This is a genomic window from Luteibacter sp. HA06 (assembly GCF_054061215.1).
In genome coordinates this window covers 2,201,693-2,217,596 of record NZ_JBSSDZ010000001.1, presented here as the reverse complement: position 1 = coordinate 2,217,596, position 15,904 = coordinate 2,201,693, and the positions used below count along the sequence as shown (strand labels likewise).

General features: G+C 60.3%; 15 protein-coding genes and 3 pseudogenes. 14 read left to right on the top strand and 4 right to left on the bottom strand.

Annotated features, from left to right (window positions below; translation table 11 throughout):
* Positions 1–2: 2 nt before the first annotated feature.
* Positions 3–1,223, bottom strand: coding sequence for a PQQ-dependent sugar dehydrogenase (locus tag ACVWWJ_RS10160; RefSeq protein WP_456967700.1), 1,221 nt, complete (start codon positions 1,221–1,223; stop codon positions 3–5).
* A gap of 153 nt (positions 1,224–1,376) precedes the next feature.
* Complete coding sequence (locus ACVWWJ_RS10155) at positions 1,377–1,973, bottom strand: TetR/AcrR family transcriptional regulator (protein ID WP_456967699.1); 597 nt, start codon at positions 1,971–1,973, stop codon at positions 1,377–1,379.
* A gap of 154 nt (positions 1,974–2,127) precedes the next feature.
* Here ACVWWJ_RS10155 and ACVWWJ_RS10150 point away from each other — a divergent pair.
* Both ACVWWJ_RS10150 and ACVWWJ_RS10145 read left to right on the top strand, forming a co-directional pair.
* Positions 2,128–2,523, top strand: a pseudogene (locus ACVWWJ_RS10150) (RidA family protein); the annotation flags it as partial.
* Between the two features lie 42 nt (positions 2,524–2,565).
* A complete protein-coding gene (locus tag ACVWWJ_RS10145) occupies positions 2,566–2,925 on the top strand; it encodes a RidA family protein (protein ID WP_456969694.1) in 360 nt (119 codons plus the stop codon).
* Positions 2,926–3,009: 84 nt separating this feature from the next.
* On the opposite strand, the gene ACVWWJ_RS10140 is transcribed toward ACVWWJ_RS10145, so the two are convergent.
* Positions 3,010–3,423, bottom strand: a complete 414-nt coding sequence (locus tag ACVWWJ_RS10140) for a DUF2000 family protein (protein WP_456967698.1) — start codon at positions 3,421–3,423, stop codon at positions 3,010–3,012.
* Between the two features lie 78 nt (positions 3,424–3,501).
* Between ACVWWJ_RS10140 and ACVWWJ_RS10135 the strand changes: the two genes are divergently transcribed.
* The 6 genes and pseudogenes from ACVWWJ_RS10135 to ACVWWJ_RS10110 form a co-directional block, all read left to right on the top strand.
* The gene (locus ACVWWJ_RS10135) at positions 3,502–4,017 is read left to right on the top strand and encodes an Lrp/AsnC family transcriptional regulator (protein WP_456967697.1); all 516 of its coding nucleotides are present in this window, start codon (positions 3,502–3,504) and stop codon (positions 4,015–4,017) included.
* 35 nt (positions 4,018–4,052) lie between these two features.
* Positions 4,053–4,520 (top strand): hypothetical protein, encoded by a 468-nt coding sequence (locus ACVWWJ_RS10130; protein ID WP_456967696.1) that lies wholly within the window; start codon positions 4,053–4,055, stop codon positions 4,518–4,520.
* Between the two features lie 50 nt (positions 4,521–4,570).
* Entirely contained in the window at positions 4,571–5,143 is a 573-nt protein-coding gene (locus ACVWWJ_RS10125) for a hypothetical protein (RefSeq protein WP_456967695.1), read from the top strand.
* A 413-nt stretch (positions 5,144–5,556) separates the two neighbouring features.
* Positions 5,557–6,051: a nuclear transport factor 2 family protein gene (locus tag ACVWWJ_RS10120; RefSeq protein ID WP_456967694.1), complete on the top strand. Its 495-nt coding sequence runs from the start codon at positions 5,557–5,559 to the stop codon at positions 6,049–6,051.
* Between the two features lie 11 nt (positions 6,052–6,062).
* Positions 6,063–6,791 (top strand): SDR family oxidoreductase, encoded by a 729-nt coding sequence (locus tag ACVWWJ_RS10115; protein WP_456967693.1) that lies wholly within the window; start codon positions 6,063–6,065, stop codon positions 6,789–6,791.
* 92 nt (positions 6,792–6,883) lie between these two features.
* Positions 6,884–7,087: pseudogene (locus ACVWWJ_RS10110) on the top strand (SDR family oxidoreductase); the annotation flags it as partial.
* A gap of 170 nt (positions 7,088–7,257) precedes the next feature.
* On the opposite strand, the gene ACVWWJ_RS10105 reads toward ACVWWJ_RS10110, so the two are convergent.
* Positions 7,258–7,905, bottom strand: coding sequence for a TetR/AcrR family transcriptional regulator (locus ACVWWJ_RS10105; protein WP_456967692.1), 648 nt, complete (start codon positions 7,903–7,905; stop codon positions 7,258–7,260).
* Between the two features lie 136 nt (positions 7,906–8,041).
* Here ACVWWJ_RS10105 and ACVWWJ_RS10100 point away from each other — a divergent pair, with 136 nt between their 5' ends.
* The 6 genes and pseudogenes from ACVWWJ_RS10100 (at position 8,042) to ACVWWJ_RS10075 (ending at position 15,851) form a co-directional block, all read left to right on the top strand.
* Entirely contained in the window at positions 8,042–8,779 is a 738-nt protein-coding gene (locus ACVWWJ_RS10100; RefSeq protein WP_456967691.1) for an SDR family NAD(P)-dependent oxidoreductase, read from the top strand.
* A gap of 29 nt (positions 8,780–8,808) precedes the next feature.
* Positions 8,809–10,215: an MFS transporter gene (locus ACVWWJ_RS10095; RefSeq protein ID WP_456967690.1), complete on the top strand. Its 1,407-nt coding sequence runs from the start codon at positions 8,809–8,811 to the stop codon at positions 10,213–10,215.
* Between the two features lie 218 nt (positions 10,216–10,433).
* Positions 10,434–11,960, top strand: coding sequence for a TonB-dependent receptor (locus ACVWWJ_RS10090; RefSeq protein ID WP_456967689.1), 1,527 nt, complete (start codon positions 10,434–10,436; stop codon positions 11,958–11,960).
* A 50-nt stretch (positions 11,961–12,010) separates the two neighbouring features.
* Positions 12,011–13,098 (top strand): IS3 family transposase gene (locus ACVWWJ_RS10085; RefSeq protein WP_456967568.1). Its coding sequence is split into 2 segments (ribosomal slippage): positions 12,011–12,263 and positions 12,263–13,098, totalling 1,089 coding nucleotides; the frame shifts between segments, so codons are not numbered across the junction.
* 36 nt (positions 13,099–13,134) lie between these two features.
* Positions 13,135–14,695, top strand: a pseudogene (locus tag ACVWWJ_RS10080) (TonB-dependent receptor domain-containing protein); the annotation flags it as partial.
* A 958-nt stretch (positions 14,696–15,653) separates the two neighbouring features.
* Complete coding sequence (locus ACVWWJ_RS10075) at positions 15,654–15,851, top strand: hypothetical protein (protein ID WP_456967688.1); 198 nt, start codon at positions 15,654–15,656, stop codon at positions 15,849–15,851.
* Positions 15,852–15,904 lie beyond the last annotated feature (53 nt).

Sequence of the window (15,904 nt, the reverse complement as noted above, 5' to 3'; positions counted from 1 at the left end):
GCTTATTTCGGCGTGAGGCGGTACAGCCCACCCGGCTGGGCGTCTTCCAACAGCCAGAGCGAACCGTCCGGCGCCTCTTCGACATCACGGATACGTTTGCCGAGGCTCCAGCGCTGGACGGCCGTCGCGCCACCCTTTCCGTCAAATGTGACGCGGATGATGCCCATGCTGACGAGGCCGCTGATCAGGGCGCTGCCATTCCACTGCGGGAACAGGCTGCCCTTGTAGAACATGAGGTTGCCTGGCGCGATCACCGGCAACCAATAGATCACCGGCTTGACGAGATCGGGCCGCGTATCCGGGGATGGGATAGGCACGCCGTTGTAGTTCTGGCCGTACGAAACCAGCGGCCAGCCGTAGTTCTTGCCACGCTGGATCAGGTTCAGTTCGTCGCCGCCCTTGGGGCCGTGCTCGAGCTCCCACAGGCGACCGTCAGGCGCGAAGGCGAGGCCATACGGCGTGCGATGACCGGTGCTCCAGGTTTCCGACGGCGTGAGGTTGGGGCCGGGGAACGTATAGGTGCTGACGACCGGGGCCGTCTTGGCTGTCTCGGTATCGGTCGCCGGATCGATCAGCGGAATGGTGGGCGTGCCGACCTTGCCTGCCCATGGATTGCCCGGCGCGGGTTTGCCGTCCAGGGTCAGGTGCAGGATCTTGCCGACCGGCTGGTTTGGATCCTGCGCGGGCGTGAAGCGCTGGCGGTCGCCCACGCTGAGGAAGAGGGTCTTGCCGTCGGGTGCAAAGGCGATCTGCGCGCCGGCCTGGCCACCCTTGCCCGTGGGCAACTGGCGCCAGAGGACCTGGAAGTTTTCCAGGCGGGCCTGGTTGCCATCGAGCACGAGCTGGCCACGGCCCATGGCCAGGCCGCCACCGTAGTCACCGGGTGCTACGTACGTGAGGTAGACGTTGTGGTCTGTGGCGTAGTGGGGCGAGAGGAACACGCCCAGCATGCCGTTCTGGCCTTCGAAATAGCTGGCCGGTACGCCCTTGATCTCGGTCTTCGCACCTTGCGGGGTGACAAGCTGGAGGCGGCCGACTTTCTCGGTGACTAGCATGCGGCCATCGGGCAGGAACGCGATGCGCCAGGGCAGGTCGAGGCTGGCGACCTTGGTGACGGTGAAGGGGAGGTCGGATTCGGGCTTCTGTTCGCCTGCGTTGGTTTGCGCGTGCGCGGCGCTTGTGAGCAGAGCGCCAAGCAGGAACCCGCTTGCCAGCTTCATCATTTGCTTGTTTCCTTGCGGTCGGGTGACTTGGGGATCGTAGCCGTCTCATTGGCGTTTGGGTGTGACGGTTTTTTTAAGCTCGTCCGTACATCCTGGTGCGTTCCAGCATATCGAGTGAGCCACTCATGTCATGCGCCGTCGTCCTGATCCGGGTCAGTCTCGACGGGCGAGGAATCCTTCGGCCATGAGCCGAAATGCCTCGATCGCCTTTGGCAGGACGATGTGCGGCTCATCGCTGGCTGCAATCCAAAGCGCGGCATTGAGAGCCGTGCCGCTCAGAAGGCGTGCCGCAGCCTCGACATCGACCGGCCGCATGACGCCCTCGGCGATCAAGTCAGCGACCGACTGCTTCGTGATGCTCAGGCAGGCATTCTGGCTGGGCCATTGCGATGGGTCGCCCAAGACGGCGGGCCCGTCCAGTAAAACGATCCGGCGAATCTCCGGGTCCAGCGCCATCTGGATATACGCTTCGCCTTCCGCCAAAAGCCCCTCCCACGCCGTCGTCGCAGATGCGCCAGCCTGGTGTGCACGGGCGGCCATCTCGCCGTCCACCTGCGCCACTACGGCCGCCAGCAGTCCCTTCTTATCCCCGAAGCCATGGTAAAGGGCGCCCCGCGTGAGCCCGACAGCCGCCGTCAGATCATCCATGGACGCCGCAGCAAACCCCGACGCCGCAAACGCTTTGCGCGCAGCGCCGATCAGTTTGATGCGGTTTTCCTCCATCGTTTCAGCGCGTCGCTTTCCTGCCATAAGAATCTCCTATTTCGAATACGACGCGTATGTGGGATTGACCGCGGGCAGGTTTAGGTGCTTTCATATACGGAGCGTATGTTACACCGAAGCTTGCCTGGAATGTCCAGAGAAGCTGGTCGGGTGAACGCGCTCAAAATATGAGGACGACGAAATGGCTCAGCGCGAAGCAGTGTTCCCCGCCAACCGACACTCCCTTTACGAAGCTCACGGCTATTCGCCCGCCGTACGATCGGATGACCTTTTATTCGTGTCGGGGCAGGTTGGCAGCCGGCCTGACGGTTCGCCCGAACCCGACTTCGAGTCCCAGGTTCGCCTGGCCTTCGCCAATCTGGAGGCCACGCTCGCGGCTGCAGGATGCACATTGGACGACATAGTCGACGTAACGACGTTCCATACGGACCCGGAAAAGCAGATGGCCACTGTCATGACGGTAAAAGGGGAGAAGTTTCCGCAAACCCCGTATCCGAACTGGACTGCTGTTGGTGTCAATTGGCTTTCGGGCTTCGACTTCGAGATCAAGGTGACCGCGCGCATTCCGTCTGGTTCATATGCGTCGGTGAGCCGCCGCAATCCCTCAACATTGTGGGATATGGCATCGGGCGGCTACTCGCAAATCAGTGTGGCGGAGCCAGGCCGTTTGGCTTTTCTGTCCGGCCAGGTGGCTTGGCGGCCCAGCGGTGAGGAAGCCCCCAAGGACGTCGCCGGCCAGGCAAGAATTGCAGCTGCCAACCTCGCCGCCGCACTCAAGGAGCTGGAGGCATCTGCGAAAGACATCGTGATGCTGCGGGTCTACGTCGTGGATGCAACGACAGACGCGTTCCTGCAGGTCATCTCAGCGCTGTCCGAACTGGTTGGTGACGCGATGCCCAGCATCACGACGATTGGTGTCCAGGCGCTTTATTCGCCGGACATCCGGGTCGAGATTGAGATGGTGGTGCGCGTCCCCTGATCAGGCGATTGCTGACGCGGCCGCCGAACGTCGGCGGCCTTGTCAGAGGTGCCCAGATGCTACGTGGCGTAGGCATGCGGCGGTTTACGGATGCAGGGATACGCCTTTGGTCGCTTTCTCGATCGCCTTGCGCGGTCCACGCAGCGCGATACCGACCAGATTCGGCGCCTCTGCATCCTCGGCCAGGAAGGCCTCACGGTTCGCCTCGTCGTTGCCCGTGGAAAACATCGCTTCGACGTACACCGCTCGCGTCACATCGCGTTCGATCGCAACGCGGTGGGCGTTCGCGAGCTGAGTAGCATCAGCGGCGAATACCAGGATCGGCTGGCCGAGCAGGGGAGTGTAGGCACGCCCGGCGGCATCGACATAAGGCTCGCCCATCGCCTCCATTGCAGCGCCGGCGATGCCTGTGGCGAGGAAGGCCGTCACGTTGAGCTTCTGCCAGGTGAGCAGGTCGGACCGTACGAGGATGGCGACTCGGGTATCGAAGGCAGTCATGGTGGTCCCGTTTGAACGTCTGTTAGGCTGATCCAGTAAAGCGCCGAACAGCATTCTGCAAAAGGGTGAATTGGCCGCATGAAGAGAAAAACGAAGGACATTCAGCTAAAGGAGACGGAGGCAGCCCAGCTGGACGCCATCGACCGAAAATTATTAGCTGCGCTCGCCGACGACGCGACGTCCAGCTACGCCGAACTTGGCCAGCGTCTCCACCTTTCCGCGCCGGCGTTACATGAGCGGGTAAAGCGATTACGCCGGGATGGCGTTATCAAAGCGACAGTCGCGCGGCTCGACGGCGTACGCGTGGGCCGGCCTTTGCTGGCTTTCGTGCATGTGGACACCACCAGTTGGGCGGTGACGAGGCAACTGCTCGCGTTGCAGGCGTTCCCTGAGGTGGAAGAAATTCATACAGTGACCGGCGAAAGCGCGATGCTGCTGAAGGTGCGAACGGCGGACACTCGCGGGCTGGAGCATTTGCTTGAGCGTATCCATGCGATGGAAGGGTTCAAGGGCACGCGTAGTTATATTGCGTTGTCGACGTATCTGGAGCGTGGGCCGAGTGCGGAGGAGCCGACTGGGGGGATGGGCTTGTAAGCTTCATAAACTATCCTGACCGCTGGAGTGGTGAGATGACCTTTAAAGGACTGCGCAACGTTACTGGGCTCTGCCTTGTCGCGGCCATGTGTTGCTTCGTCGCTTCCTGGCCCGCCCGTGCCGCAAAACCCATCCCTGGCGCCTATACCGGCAAGTTGAACGATGCCGCGTACCGCATCGATGTACCTGCCAACTGGAACGGTGATCTTGTCATGCTGATGCATGGCTATCAGCCGGTGGGAGCCCCTGTCTCGACGCCAATGACGCCTGCAGATACAACGCCCGTGTTCCTCAAAAAAGGGTTTGCAGTCGCCCAGAGCCAATATGCATCGCAAGGTTGGGCGGTGAGCGACGCGATTGCCGACAACGAGCGACTCCGCCAACACTTTGTCCGAACATATGTTCAGCCGACCCACACCTATATCTACGGCTTTTCGTTAGGCGGGTTGGCGGTCGCCGCAAGCATCGGCAGCGTTATCCCCGCGCGTATACCGGCGCGATGATCACGTGCGGGTTGACGGTGTCCACACCGGATTTCCTGGCTCGAGGCGTAGTGACGCCTCTCGTCGCGTTTGACGCGCTCATACCGGGCGTCATCCCCGACCTTGCCGCACCTGGTTCACCACCAGCGATCTCGCCCGACGCCATCGCTAGTGCATTGGAAACGCACCCGAGGGAGGCTGCCGTATTGGCAACACGCCTGGAGCAGAGGCCGGAAACGCTGCCGACATTGGCGCTGTATTACATGGCGTTCCGGGAGATCGAGAAGCGCGCGGGTGGGATGCCTGTCGATAATCGGAAGGAGGTGTACGAGGGCTTCGGGGACGACGTCGCTTTGAACCATAAGGTGCATCGCTACAGCGCTTCACCGGAGGCGATGGCCTATGCCAGGCGCAACGTCACCCTGACGGGCCATATCGAAGTGCCACTTGTGATGCAGTGGAATGTCTTTGATCAGACCATCCCATCACGATTCCATGGGGTGTACCCGGCGCAGATCAGAGCGGCGGGAGGCAAGAAATGGCTTACCGTGCTCGATCCGGTGGGCGATGGCCACTGCGACTTCACCGAGGAGCAGACGTCTGCGGCGTTTGATGCATTGCTACGCAAGGCAGGTGCCGGCTAGCCGTACGACAATTGGGGACGGTTATCCGGGGTAAGGGGAGGGCGACCTTCGAGCCGAAGCGAACACTTCCAGAGGATTCCCTGGTCCGTCTATACATCTGAATGCGCTGTGAGCTTACGGCGCGCGGGTCATCGAACAGAGCTGCGAAGGAAGCGTGTCGCAATTCTTTGAAACGATTGAGCGACCGGCTTCACCCGTAGGTAATGCATCAATCCGACACTTGATATCACGCCGTAACGTCGTGCTATGCCTGATCGGAATCGATAGCCATTTTCCTTCCACAATCACGCGATTGCCTGCTGGGAACTGCGACTCGCATCTGCCGCTTGTTGTTGGGGCAGAGACATGTGATGATCTATATAGCGACCGCTACATAGATCATCACATTGGGCCTACGCCCTGGAGTAACGCACGTGATTAATGCTACCGACAAGCTGGATACCCTTACTCGCCTAGACGCTGAGAGCGCAATCCGTCAGCTCCACGCGACTTACACCCATTTCCTCGATAGCGGCGATTTCGCTGGTGTCGCGGAGCTTCTTCAGCACGCTGAACTGGATGTCCTAGGGCATGTCGTCTCGACTCTCGAAGGTCTGAAGGCATTTTACGACGCCGGTCTTCAGGTTCACGAAGACGGTACGCCGCGCACCTGGCATACGGTCGCCAACGTGCTCATCGACGTCGGCGCATCGGGCGAAACGGCGACCTCGGTTAGCTACTACACCGTTCACCAGCAGCTCGAGGGCTTTGCACTGCAGCCGATCTGCACGGGCAAGTATGTCGACCAGTTTGTACGCAATGAAGGACAGTGGCGTTTCGCTCGCCGCGCGGTGACGCTGCACTCGGCAGGCGACCTTAGCCATCATGTGAAAGGCTCGAACGATCCCTCTGTTTCCTCTGCCGCCTGAGATAAGATGTCATGACGAACAAGCGACAGGCGCTGGTCACCGGCGCAAACAAAGGCATAGGCTTGGCGATTGCGAAAGGCCTTGCCCAAGCTGGCATGTCAGTATGGATTGGCTCGCGCGACCAGACACGCGGTGAGGCCGCTGTCGCCCAGTTGCGTGAGCAAGGGCTAGATGTGCGGTTCCTCGAGCTGGACGTCGCCGACGAGGCAAGCGTGAAGCAGGCCGCCCTGAAGGTCACCGCTGAGGTCGGCTTGCTCCACGTACTCGTCAACAACGCGGGCATCATCACCGACGTCACAACGCCGCCGAGTCAGGTCCGGATGGAAGACATGAAGGCAGTCTACGAGGTCAATTTGTTTGGCCCGGTTCGCGTCACGCAAGCGTTCCTACCGCTTCTGAAGGCCGCGAAGGACGCTCGCGTCGTCATGATGGGAAGCGGCGTCGGCTCACTCACTTTGATTACCGATCCGACCTCGCTTTTTTCGACCGTCAATATCCTCGACTACACCTCATCCAAGGTCGCGCTAAACGCGGTCACCGTCTCCTTTGCGAAGGAGCTGGAACCGTTCGGGATCAAGGTGAATGCCGTTGAGCCGGGACATGTTCGTACCGACCTGAACGGAAACTCCGGCTTCATGACCCCCGAGGAAGGGGCGGTTACCGCCATCAACATGGCGTTACTCAACTCGGATGGTCCCACTGGTGGATTCTTCGGAAGCCATGGCCGCCAGCCTTGGTGATAGGGGCGAACGCTTTGATTCGCTCGGCGGTTTTGGCGTGAAGCGCTGCGACCGCCGCTAGCGACGTAAAAGTCGCAATGACTCCGGCTTGAACTATGGCGACCCCAACGCGTTTCGCGACAGCTGGCGTCGCGCCTTATGCCGTCTTTAAGGGAGGTCTGGGAGTACTCACGCGTTATATGGCGAAGGAATTCGGTGAACGTAGGATTCGTGCCAACGCCGTTTCGTCAGGGGCCACTTGCACCGAACTCGGTGGCGGACTCAACGATGAGTCCGAGGCATTGCTTGTGGGGCAGAAAGAACCTCGCTATGGAATCGTCCATCGACTGTGGGCAACAGTTAAGCGACGGGATCAATCGCGACTTGCTGCGCTTGAAATCGCCCGGCCTGCTCGGCGCTAAGGCGAAGCATTCGAGCATATGACTAAGCATTCGCCGCCGCGTGGCCCGGCCATCTCAGGCAGCTGTCAAGCCGTTTTCTTGGCTGACACTCTTTTGCTCGACACGGGAGGGAATTCGCTATCCAGGGCGCGGCCGGCGATTCCTGCGCAGTCGACGAGCTTGGCCGTTGTTGCGCCCATACACGCATAAGATGAGATGCCGCGCAACGTCAGAATCACGTAATCGAGGATTCGTTCTACGTCTTTCTGAGCCGCATATCTAGCGATGTAGCTGCGAATAACATCGATTGCCGGCGCGGCGAGAGCAGCGGCTACGGCAGCTGCCTTTTCATCATCAGCCCGCATCGCCTCGGTAACCATGCATCCACGCAGTGCCGTCTCTCGGGTGTAGTGGCGGGCGGTCGCCCTGAATAGGTCGGTCAGCACCTCAGCCGCCGGCCTGTCCGAGGCGAAGATCTCCTCGATGGCAAGGAAATCAGTCTCCGTATACCGCACCAAGGCACGCTCGAACAAGGCGAGTTTACTTCCGTATGCGGCGTAAAGACTCGGCGGATTGATGTTCAGCGCTGCCGTCAGATCGGCAACGCTGACTGCGTCGTAGCCGCGCTCGTGAAAAAGGTTCTGCGCGATCTCAATCCCTTTTTCGCGGTCAAACGCAGGCCTGCGCTGACGCGGCGCATCGGTCGATCGAACCGTCTTCTTAATGCTGGTCATACCTACCTCTCGGATGCCCGGGGGCATCTCATATAGCGATTGTTACATAAAAGCTTGCGCGAGGGCATTTCTCATGTTTATAGTGGCCGCTACATACATGTAGCGATGACTACATAAACCAAAGGAAAGCGCTGTTATGACGTTCTCGAACAAGCTCGCCCTAGTGACCGGTGGTTCCTCCGGCATCGGCCTCGCCATTGCAGACCGCCTGGTTAAATCCGGCGCTCGCGTCATTATCACTGGCCGCGATACCGCCAAGCTCGAGCAGGCACGGGAGACGCTAGGAACAGCGGCCACCGCGCATGTGGTCGACGTCACTAAGGTCGCTGACATTGACCGCCTGATGGCCGATGTCAAGCGCGATCACGGCAAGCTGGACATCGTCGTGGCAAACGCGGGGGCGACCACACTGGTTCCTGTCGGCGCACTAACCGAGGCCCACGTGGACGAGGTCATCGGCGCGAACTTCAAGGGAGTCATCTTCACGGTCCAGCAGGCGCTGCCCCTGATGGGTGCTGGTGGCAACGTCGTGATCATCGGGTCGACGGCGTCAATCCTCCCGCCGCCGGGCATGAGTGTTTATGGCGCCGCAAAGGCGGCTCTGCGCGCCTTGGTCAAGGGTTGGGTCCAAGAGCTCAATGGGCGCGATATCCGTATCAATCTCGTGAGTCCTGGCCCGGTGCATACCCCCGGCCTCGAAAAGTTCTTCGCGGGTGAGCAGGGCGACGCGATGCTCGCCGAGCTGATTCGCCGCAGCACAGTGGGCCGTATCGGGTTCCCACATGACGTGGCCGCCGCGGCTGCGTTTCTCGCAAGCGATGAGGCCGGATACATCAACGGCGTGGAGCTCTTTGTCGACGGAGGTGCGGCTTAAGCCCCGGGCCTCACAGACGAGACGCGGCCATGACGACTACATCCATTCCTGGGTTGGTTCCGCGCGATCGGCGCCGAAGCTTTGCGCTTTGGACCGTGCTTGCGGCGCAACTGATGCTTCAGATGGATTTCCTGATCGTCATCGTGGCTCTGCCCCGCATTCAACACGATCTGGGATTCAGCGCGGCAGGGCTGTCGTGGGTTCCAAACGCCTTTGCACTTTCCTTCGGCGGCCTGCTGCTTTTGGGCGGCCGTCTTGGTGACATGTTCGGTCAGGTGCGGATCTTCCGCACCGGCCTGGCCGTGTTCGTGCTCTCTTCGTTAGCGGGCGGATTTGCGCAGAGTGCAGAGCTGCTCATTGCTGCCCGGGTGGTCCAGGGCATCGGCGCTGCATTAGCCGGGCCCAGCGTCTTGGCGCTGGTGAGCCTCTTGTCTCGCAATGAGGTCGAGCGCACACGCGGGCTCTCTTTGTTCATCGCAGTGTCGTCCATCGGCGCGTCGGCAGGCCTGATCCTCGGCGGCGTGTTGACCGAATTCATCTCATGGCGATGGTCGTTGCTCATAAACGTCCCGGTGGGGTTTAGCGTGCTTGCCCTCGTCGGCCGCCTCGTTCCCGAAACCCGTCCCAAGCGCGCACGCCTGGATGTCATGGGCGCAATAGCGGCAACCCTAGGGTCAGCCGGCCTCGTCTACGGCTTTATCCACGCGGGAGAATTTGGATGGTCCTCCAAGGGCACCGCAGCACCGTTCATGCTCGCCGTCGCGCTTATCACGGCCTTTGTTCGCATCGAGGGCAAACATCCGGAACCGTTGCTTGACCTTGCGCTGCTGCGGAACGGGCAGCGCGCGATTGGGCTGGCCGTGATCGCACTGATCGTCGGCATGCACTTTTCGCTCATCTTCATGCTCGTGCAGTACCTGCAGCGCGTGCTGGGCTTTAGCCCACTCGTTGCCGGTCTCGCATATATCCCTTTGACCGCGACCGTGTTCGTCATTACGCATTTCGTGCCGCGGCTTATCCACCGATTCGGCGCCGGCATGCTCTTAGTTACGGGCAGCATGCTGGTGGCGGTGAGCTTTGGTCTTTTCGCCAGGATGGATGCAACTGGGAGCTACTTTCCTAGCGTTTTCCTGCCGCTGATCTTGCACGCCGTGGGCATAGCCCTGGTTTTTGCTCCGGCTACGGTCGCCGTCCTGCATGAGGTCCCGGCGCACCAGTCGGGCGCAGCGTCAGGTCTTCTGCAAATGGATCAACAGATTGGTGGAGCGCTGGGTATTGCAGCGATCGCCGCCGTTTACGCACTCGGATCTCAGCCAGGTGCTTTCGTACCGGGTATCAAGGACGCGTTCTATGCGGCCGCCGCCATCGCCGTGATCGCGGCTCTTCTTGCAGTGGTTGCTCCGCGGGGCAGGGCTTGTAGGCCGCCGTCCACCTAGGCGGGCGGCCGACCTCCATCGGCGCGTTGCCCAGTTGGCGACTGCGCGAAAGAGGCGAGTTTGACAGAGCGCATCGTTCATCGACGACTGCCTCTGGCACTGGAGTCCGGACGGGAAGGGAAATGCCGGATTCCGCCAAACGTTTGTCCGGTGCGCGGCAGGCGGTGTCAGGTGCAGTCATTCAAGCCTGTAATGCAGGCAAGCATCGGGGGAGTTACATGAGCAACATCACGAACCAGGGGCGCAATTCGCTTCGGCCTACGGCGATTGCCGTCGCACTCGCCATCGTTCTTAGCACGCCGATCGGCGTGCATGCGCAGTCCACCACCGGCGACATTGTGGGGCAGGTCGGGGGTGGGGCAGGGCAAACGATTTCGGTCACAGGATCGACGGGCGTGACCCGCGACGTTCCGGTCGACGGGCAAGGCCGCTACCGCATTGGCAACCTTCCGCTCGGCGGGTACACAGTCAACGTGCTGCGGGACGGGAAGGTGATCGATTCGCGTGCCAACGTACAAATCAAGGTCGGTGGCAGCACCGACGTTTCCTTCAGCCAGGCAGCGGCTAAGGATGCCCAAGCGCTTGATTCGGTCACAGTGGTAGCCAACAGCCTGCCGCCTATTGACGCAACAGCCGTGGATTCACGCACCGTCGTCACCGCGGAGACCCTGGCCCGCTTGCCGCTGGGTCGCAATGCAGAGGCCATTGCGCTACTTGCCCCAGGTGCCGTCGCCGGTTCCAGCAGCCTGGGTAACGGACGGTACCGCACTGTATCATTCGGCGGCTCCGGCGCATCGGAGAACGCGTACTACATCAATGGCTTTTCGTCGTCAGACCCGTACAAGAATCTCGGCGGCGTCGGTCTTCCTTATGGGGCGATTGACCAGCAGGAGGTTTACACAGGTGGCTACTCCGCCAAGTACGGCCGGTCCGATGGCGGCGTGATCTCGCAGGTCGGTAAGCGCGGCACCAATGAGTGGCATTTCGGCGCCCAGGTTCTGTGGGAACCGAAGTTCGCCTCCGCGAGTCCGGGTAGCGTCTATTACAAGAATGCGAGTCTTCCCGCCGGTTACGGCTACGAGATTCCGGATACGCCGGGCACGATCTACCGGAACCGCGCAGATAACAAGAAGTGGACGAACACCTACAGTGCCTACGTGGGCGGCCCGCTTATCAAGGACAAGCTGTTCTTCTTCGTCGCGGCCGAGGCAGAAAAGTCGGAGGGCACCTCAACGGGTTCGGAACAGGCAAACCCGGTGGCGAATAACCACTACACGTACAACTTGCCCAAGTACTACGCCAAGCTCGACTGGAATATCAACGAGACCAACATCCTCGAGCTTACGGGCATCCGTTCGGTCGACGAACAGCGTGGCACCTACTACGACTACAACTACGATACCCGCTCGCAGGGCGGACCGATCGGCTCGGATGCCGATACGAGCAAACTCACTTCGCGGTACGCTATTGCCAAGTACACGAGCTACATCACCGATGACGTGACGTTTACCGCCACGTACGGCAAGGGTAAGACGGACGACTACGAGCATAACCCGACACCTGGCTTGGGCGAGGAGCCCTATCTCGATCGCCCGGATCTGCAGAATCCTGCCTACACGGGCGGTACGCCGATTCTCAATCGTAACGTCAGCATCTACTCGCAGGATCCCGGCGCCAAGAGCAATACCCGTGGCCTGCGTCTGGACCTGGAATGGCAGGTCGGCGACCGTAAGCTTCCCCAATAGGTAGACACACAAGAACTAGAACTTCTGGCATCTTTCCCTCCGGAGGATCCATGAAGAAATCAAAGTTCACCGAGACGCAGATTGTCTCCATTCTCAAGCAAGCCGATGCAGGCGTGCCGATCAAGGATATCTGCCGACAGGCAGCGATCAGCTCGGCGACGTACTACCAGTGGAAGAGTAAATACGGTGGCATGGAAGCGTCGGATTTGAAGCGGGTCAAGGAGCTGGAGGCGGAGAATTCCCAGCTCAAGCGGATGTACGCGGAACTGGCGTTGGACAACGTCGCGATGAAGGACCTGATTGCAAAAAAACTCTAGGGCCGGCGCGCAAGCGTGAGGCGGTGCAGTACCTCATCGAGGTGCATGCGCGCCCGCTCCGCCGGTCCTGTGAATGCGTCGGGCTTTCTCGCGCCGCGTATTACCGGCCGCCGGCTGACCCCGCGGTACGTGATGCGGAGCTGATCGCGGCCTTGTCCAAGGTGGTCGAGGACCGACCCAGTCGCGGCTTCTGGAAGTGCTGCGCCATCCTGCGGCGCACGCGTCCGGACTGGAATCCGAAGCGAATATACCGAGTCTACAAAGCGATGAAGCTCAACCTTCGACGTGCTGCGCGACGGCGGCTTCCCAAGCGCGAGCGGGTCGCGCTCTACGTGCCAAGGCATCCGGACACTGTCTGGTCGATGGACTTCATGAGCGACGCGCTGGCGTGCGGCCGACGCTTCCGCACCTTCAATGTCGTCGACGACTTCAATCGGGAAGCCTTGCACATCGAGGTCGATACCTCGATCACATCGGCCCGGCTGGTGCGCATCTTCGAGCAGATCAAGCGCGACCACGGATTGCCGCAGGTGATTCGCTCGGACAACGGCCCGGAGTTCCTGGGCGAGAATTTCGTTCAATGGCTCAAGGTTAACGGCGTGGCCTTGCGATACATCCAGCCAGGCAAGCCCAACCAGAACGCGTACATTGAGCGGTTCAATCGAACCTTCCGCGAGGAAGTCCTCGATCAACACCTCTTCGCTCGCCTCGAAGACGTACGCGAAGCAGCGCACTGGTGGATCATCGACTACAACGAGCAACGACCGCACGCCTCGTTGGGCAACATGACACCCAGCGAGTACCGTCAACAAGCCGCCTGATGCTCTAGTTTTGAAATGTCTGCTTGACGGGGAAGCTTACGCGACCACCACTTGGCGGGGGGCATCGACAACATGCATTACAGCGCGAAAGATCAGGGTCAGATCACCAGCGGGCCGGGTTACGCGTACCGCTACCGCAAGGTCGCGGCAGGCAACGAGAACAACCCGCTCATCGTTTCGCAGGGCGTGGGCGCCCCTGGCGGTGACGGCTACTATGTAACGCAGCGCTATCTCAACGACATCACCAACATGTCGGTGGACCAGAGAGCCCAGTACCTGGAGGATCGCTGGCAGGTAACGGACAAGGTGCTCTTGAGCATCGGCGTCCGCAACGATCGCTTCAAGAATTACAACGACCAGAACCGACCGTATGTGAATAACGCCGCGCAGTGGGCACCGCGGCTTGGCGCATCCTGGGACGTGTTCGGAGACTCGACGTTGAAGGTGTACGGCAACCTCGGCCGTTACTACCTCGCGTTGCCAAATAACGTGGCCCTTCGCGCGGCGTCACCGTCGACGTACACGGATACCTACTTTACCTACTCCGGTATCGACTCCTTGGGCCGACCGACCGGCCTGACCATGATTTCGCCAGGTGCGATCTCTCCAGACGGGGAGTACGGCCAGCCCATTGACGCGGTGTCAGTTGCCGCTCGTGATCTGAAGGCCCAGTACCAGGATGAAGGAATTTTCGGTTTTGACAAGATGCTTGGCGACAGCTGGGTGACTGGCGCCAAGGTGACAGTTCGCAAGCTGCGCACCGCTATCGACGATGTGTGCGACACCGGCCTTCTTGGCGACAAGCTTGCGGCGCAAGGCGTCGATCCGAACTCGGTCACGATTCCTGGCTGCGTCATTTTCAATCCGGGCAAAACCAACACATTCTCCTTGGCCAATGCGAATGGAGTCGGTCGTACGGAAGTGCAGATGAGCGCAGCGGACTGGGGTTTTGCTGACAAGGCCAAGCGCCGCTATTACGCCCTCGACATGTATCTGGAACATCCGTTCGACGGAAAGTGGCAGGCTCGCGTCGACTACACTTTCTCGCGCTCGTACGGCAACACCGAAGGCCAGACCCGTTCGGACATCGGCCAGACAGATATTTCCAAGACGACGGCGTGGGATTCAGCGCTGCTGATGCAGGACGCGAACGGACTGCTCTCTAACGATCGGACTCATCAGCTCAAGGCTTACGGCGCCTATCAGTTCACCCCGGAGTGGATGGCCTCAGGAAACCTGCGGCTGGCCTCCGGCGGGCCCAAGTCATGCCTGGGCTATCTGGACGGCGAGGCAGATCCGGATCCCATCAACTACGGGTCCATGTACCACAACTGCAATGGTGTTCCGTCTCACCCAGGCGACAAGCGCTATCCATGGGTGAAGCAGCTGGATCTCGCGATCACGTATCGTCCTGCGTCCTTCGACAGCAAGCTGGCCTTCGGCCTGAGCGTGTTCAACGTCACGAATGAACAAAAACCGCTTACCACATTCGTCGACCTACGAAGCTTCGCCGCAGACAGTGTCCAATACGTATGACGTCGGCTCGTACTTCCAGACGCCGCGCTATGCACGTCTGACTGCGACTTACGATTTCTAAGGGCCCCCGCCCGCAATAAGAAGAAACGCCCTTCAGGGCAACACGTGGCACCCCCGTGCCGTCTGTCCTCATGCTTGAGCAGGCGGCATTTTTTTCGCCCTTTAGGGCCGCGCGCTCGATGAGAGCGACGACGCTTCGAGCGCTGACGGATGGCGCCATACGGCTTGAAGCCGCCTAGCTTCCGCTCGGGCCGCGGAGCAGATCGCCGCAGAAAGAGGTGCTCGCGCTGGGGCACGCGAGGAGCAATTGACCAGGATAGATGGTTTGCCCGCAGCGTTATTGACGGCGCAGAAAGCGCTAGCAGCTTCGACGAAGCGCGAAGCCGCCTTGAAAGCGAAGTTGAACTGGGTACTCGGCAAATCCAAGGAGAAGCCCAGGCCAAAGAGAACGTGAGAAATACGGGGAGGCGTATCCAGTTTCCAGGCGAAAAGTCGGGGACGCGCCTGAGAATCAAGTGATAACGAATGCTGCCGATGAAGAACAGATTATGCCGGTCGACCGGACAACAAGTTCGGCAGCTCCTCCTTTCAGGAGGTGCAGCCTATTTAAGGGAACTGCGGGATCTTTGCGGGGCCGGCTGAAGAGGGAGCAGCCCCGGCGGGAAGGGCCGCGCGACACCGACAGCTAGACCTTGGTATTCCCCAGTCCTGTATTTTACATAATATACATTATGCGAAGTGCTGGATGATGTTTGGCTGTTACACCAAAGCCCCGCGCCCTCGCAGATCCTCGTCCTGTCCAGGCTTTTGAGCACTCCGGCCATCGTGCGCTTAAGCGTCGTATTTCCGGATGCACAGCCGTGATGCCTTGCGCACATTACCCCTGTTACCACTGGCGCATGGACTTCACTTCACACCTTCTCAGCCCCGAGCCGCTCGGATGGCTCGCGTCCCTGATTCTACTGTCGACTATCGGAAGGCAAATCTGGCGGCAAGCCCGTGCACCGACAGTTGAAGGCGTGTCCAAGTGGCTCTTCATTGGGCAAATGGCTGCCTCTGTCCTCTATCTCGTCTACAGCATCCTGGTGAAGAACCCCGTCTTCATCGCCAGCAACGCGGCTTTGCTGGTTGCCGGCATCACGGGTCAAGTCATCTACCTCAGGCGCCGGCACGAACAGGAGGAAAAGCCTTCGCAAGAATCGACGGAGCCAGCCTGACATGATGTTTCACGGCGGTTAGGCACAACAAAAAGAGGCAACCGAAGTTGCCC

Excerpts from the sequence above, each read along its gene's own strand:
- ACVWWJ_RS10160 (WP_456967700.1), bottom strand. The coding sequence starts at position 1,223 with ATGATGAAGCTGGCAAGCGGGTTCCTGCTTGGCGCTCTGCTCACAAGC.
- ACVWWJ_RS10155 (WP_456967699.1), bottom strand. The coding sequence starts at position 1,973 with ATGGCAGGAAAGCGACGCGCTGAAACGATGGAGGAAAACCGCATCAAA.
- ACVWWJ_RS10145 (WP_456969694.1), top strand. The coding sequence starts at position 2,566 with ATGGCATCGGGCGGCTACTCGCAAATCAGTGTGGCGGAGCCAGGCCGT.
- ACVWWJ_RS10140 (WP_456967698.1), bottom strand. The coding sequence starts at position 3,423 with ATGACTGCCTTCGATACCCGAGTCGCCATCCTCGTACGGTCCGACCTG.
- ACVWWJ_RS10135 (WP_456967697.1), top strand. The coding sequence starts at position 3,502 with ATGAAGAGAAAAACGAAGGACATTCAGCTAAAGGAGACGGAGGCAGCC.
- ACVWWJ_RS10130 (WP_456967696.1), top strand. The coding sequence starts at position 4,053 with ATGACCTTTAAAGGACTGCGCAACGTTACTGGGCTCTGCCTTGTCGCG.
- ACVWWJ_RS10115 (WP_456967693.1), top strand. The coding sequence starts at position 6,063 with ATGACGAACAAGCGACAGGCGCTGGTCACCGGCGCAAACAAAGGCATA.
- ACVWWJ_RS10105 (WP_456967692.1), bottom strand. The coding sequence starts at position 7,905 with ATGACCAGCATTAAGAAGACGGTTCGATCGACCGATGCGCCGCGTCAG.
- ACVWWJ_RS10100 (WP_456967691.1), top strand. The coding sequence starts at position 8,042 with ATGACGTTCTCGAACAAGCTCGCCCTAGTGACCGGTGGTTCCTCCGGC.
- ACVWWJ_RS10095 (WP_456967690.1), top strand. The coding sequence starts at position 8,809 with ATGACGACTACATCCATTCCTGGGTTGGTTCCGCGCGATCGGCGCCGA.
- ACVWWJ_RS10090 (WP_456967689.1), top strand. The coding sequence starts at position 10,434 with ATGAGCAACATCACGAACCAGGGGCGCAATTCGCTTCGGCCTACGGCG.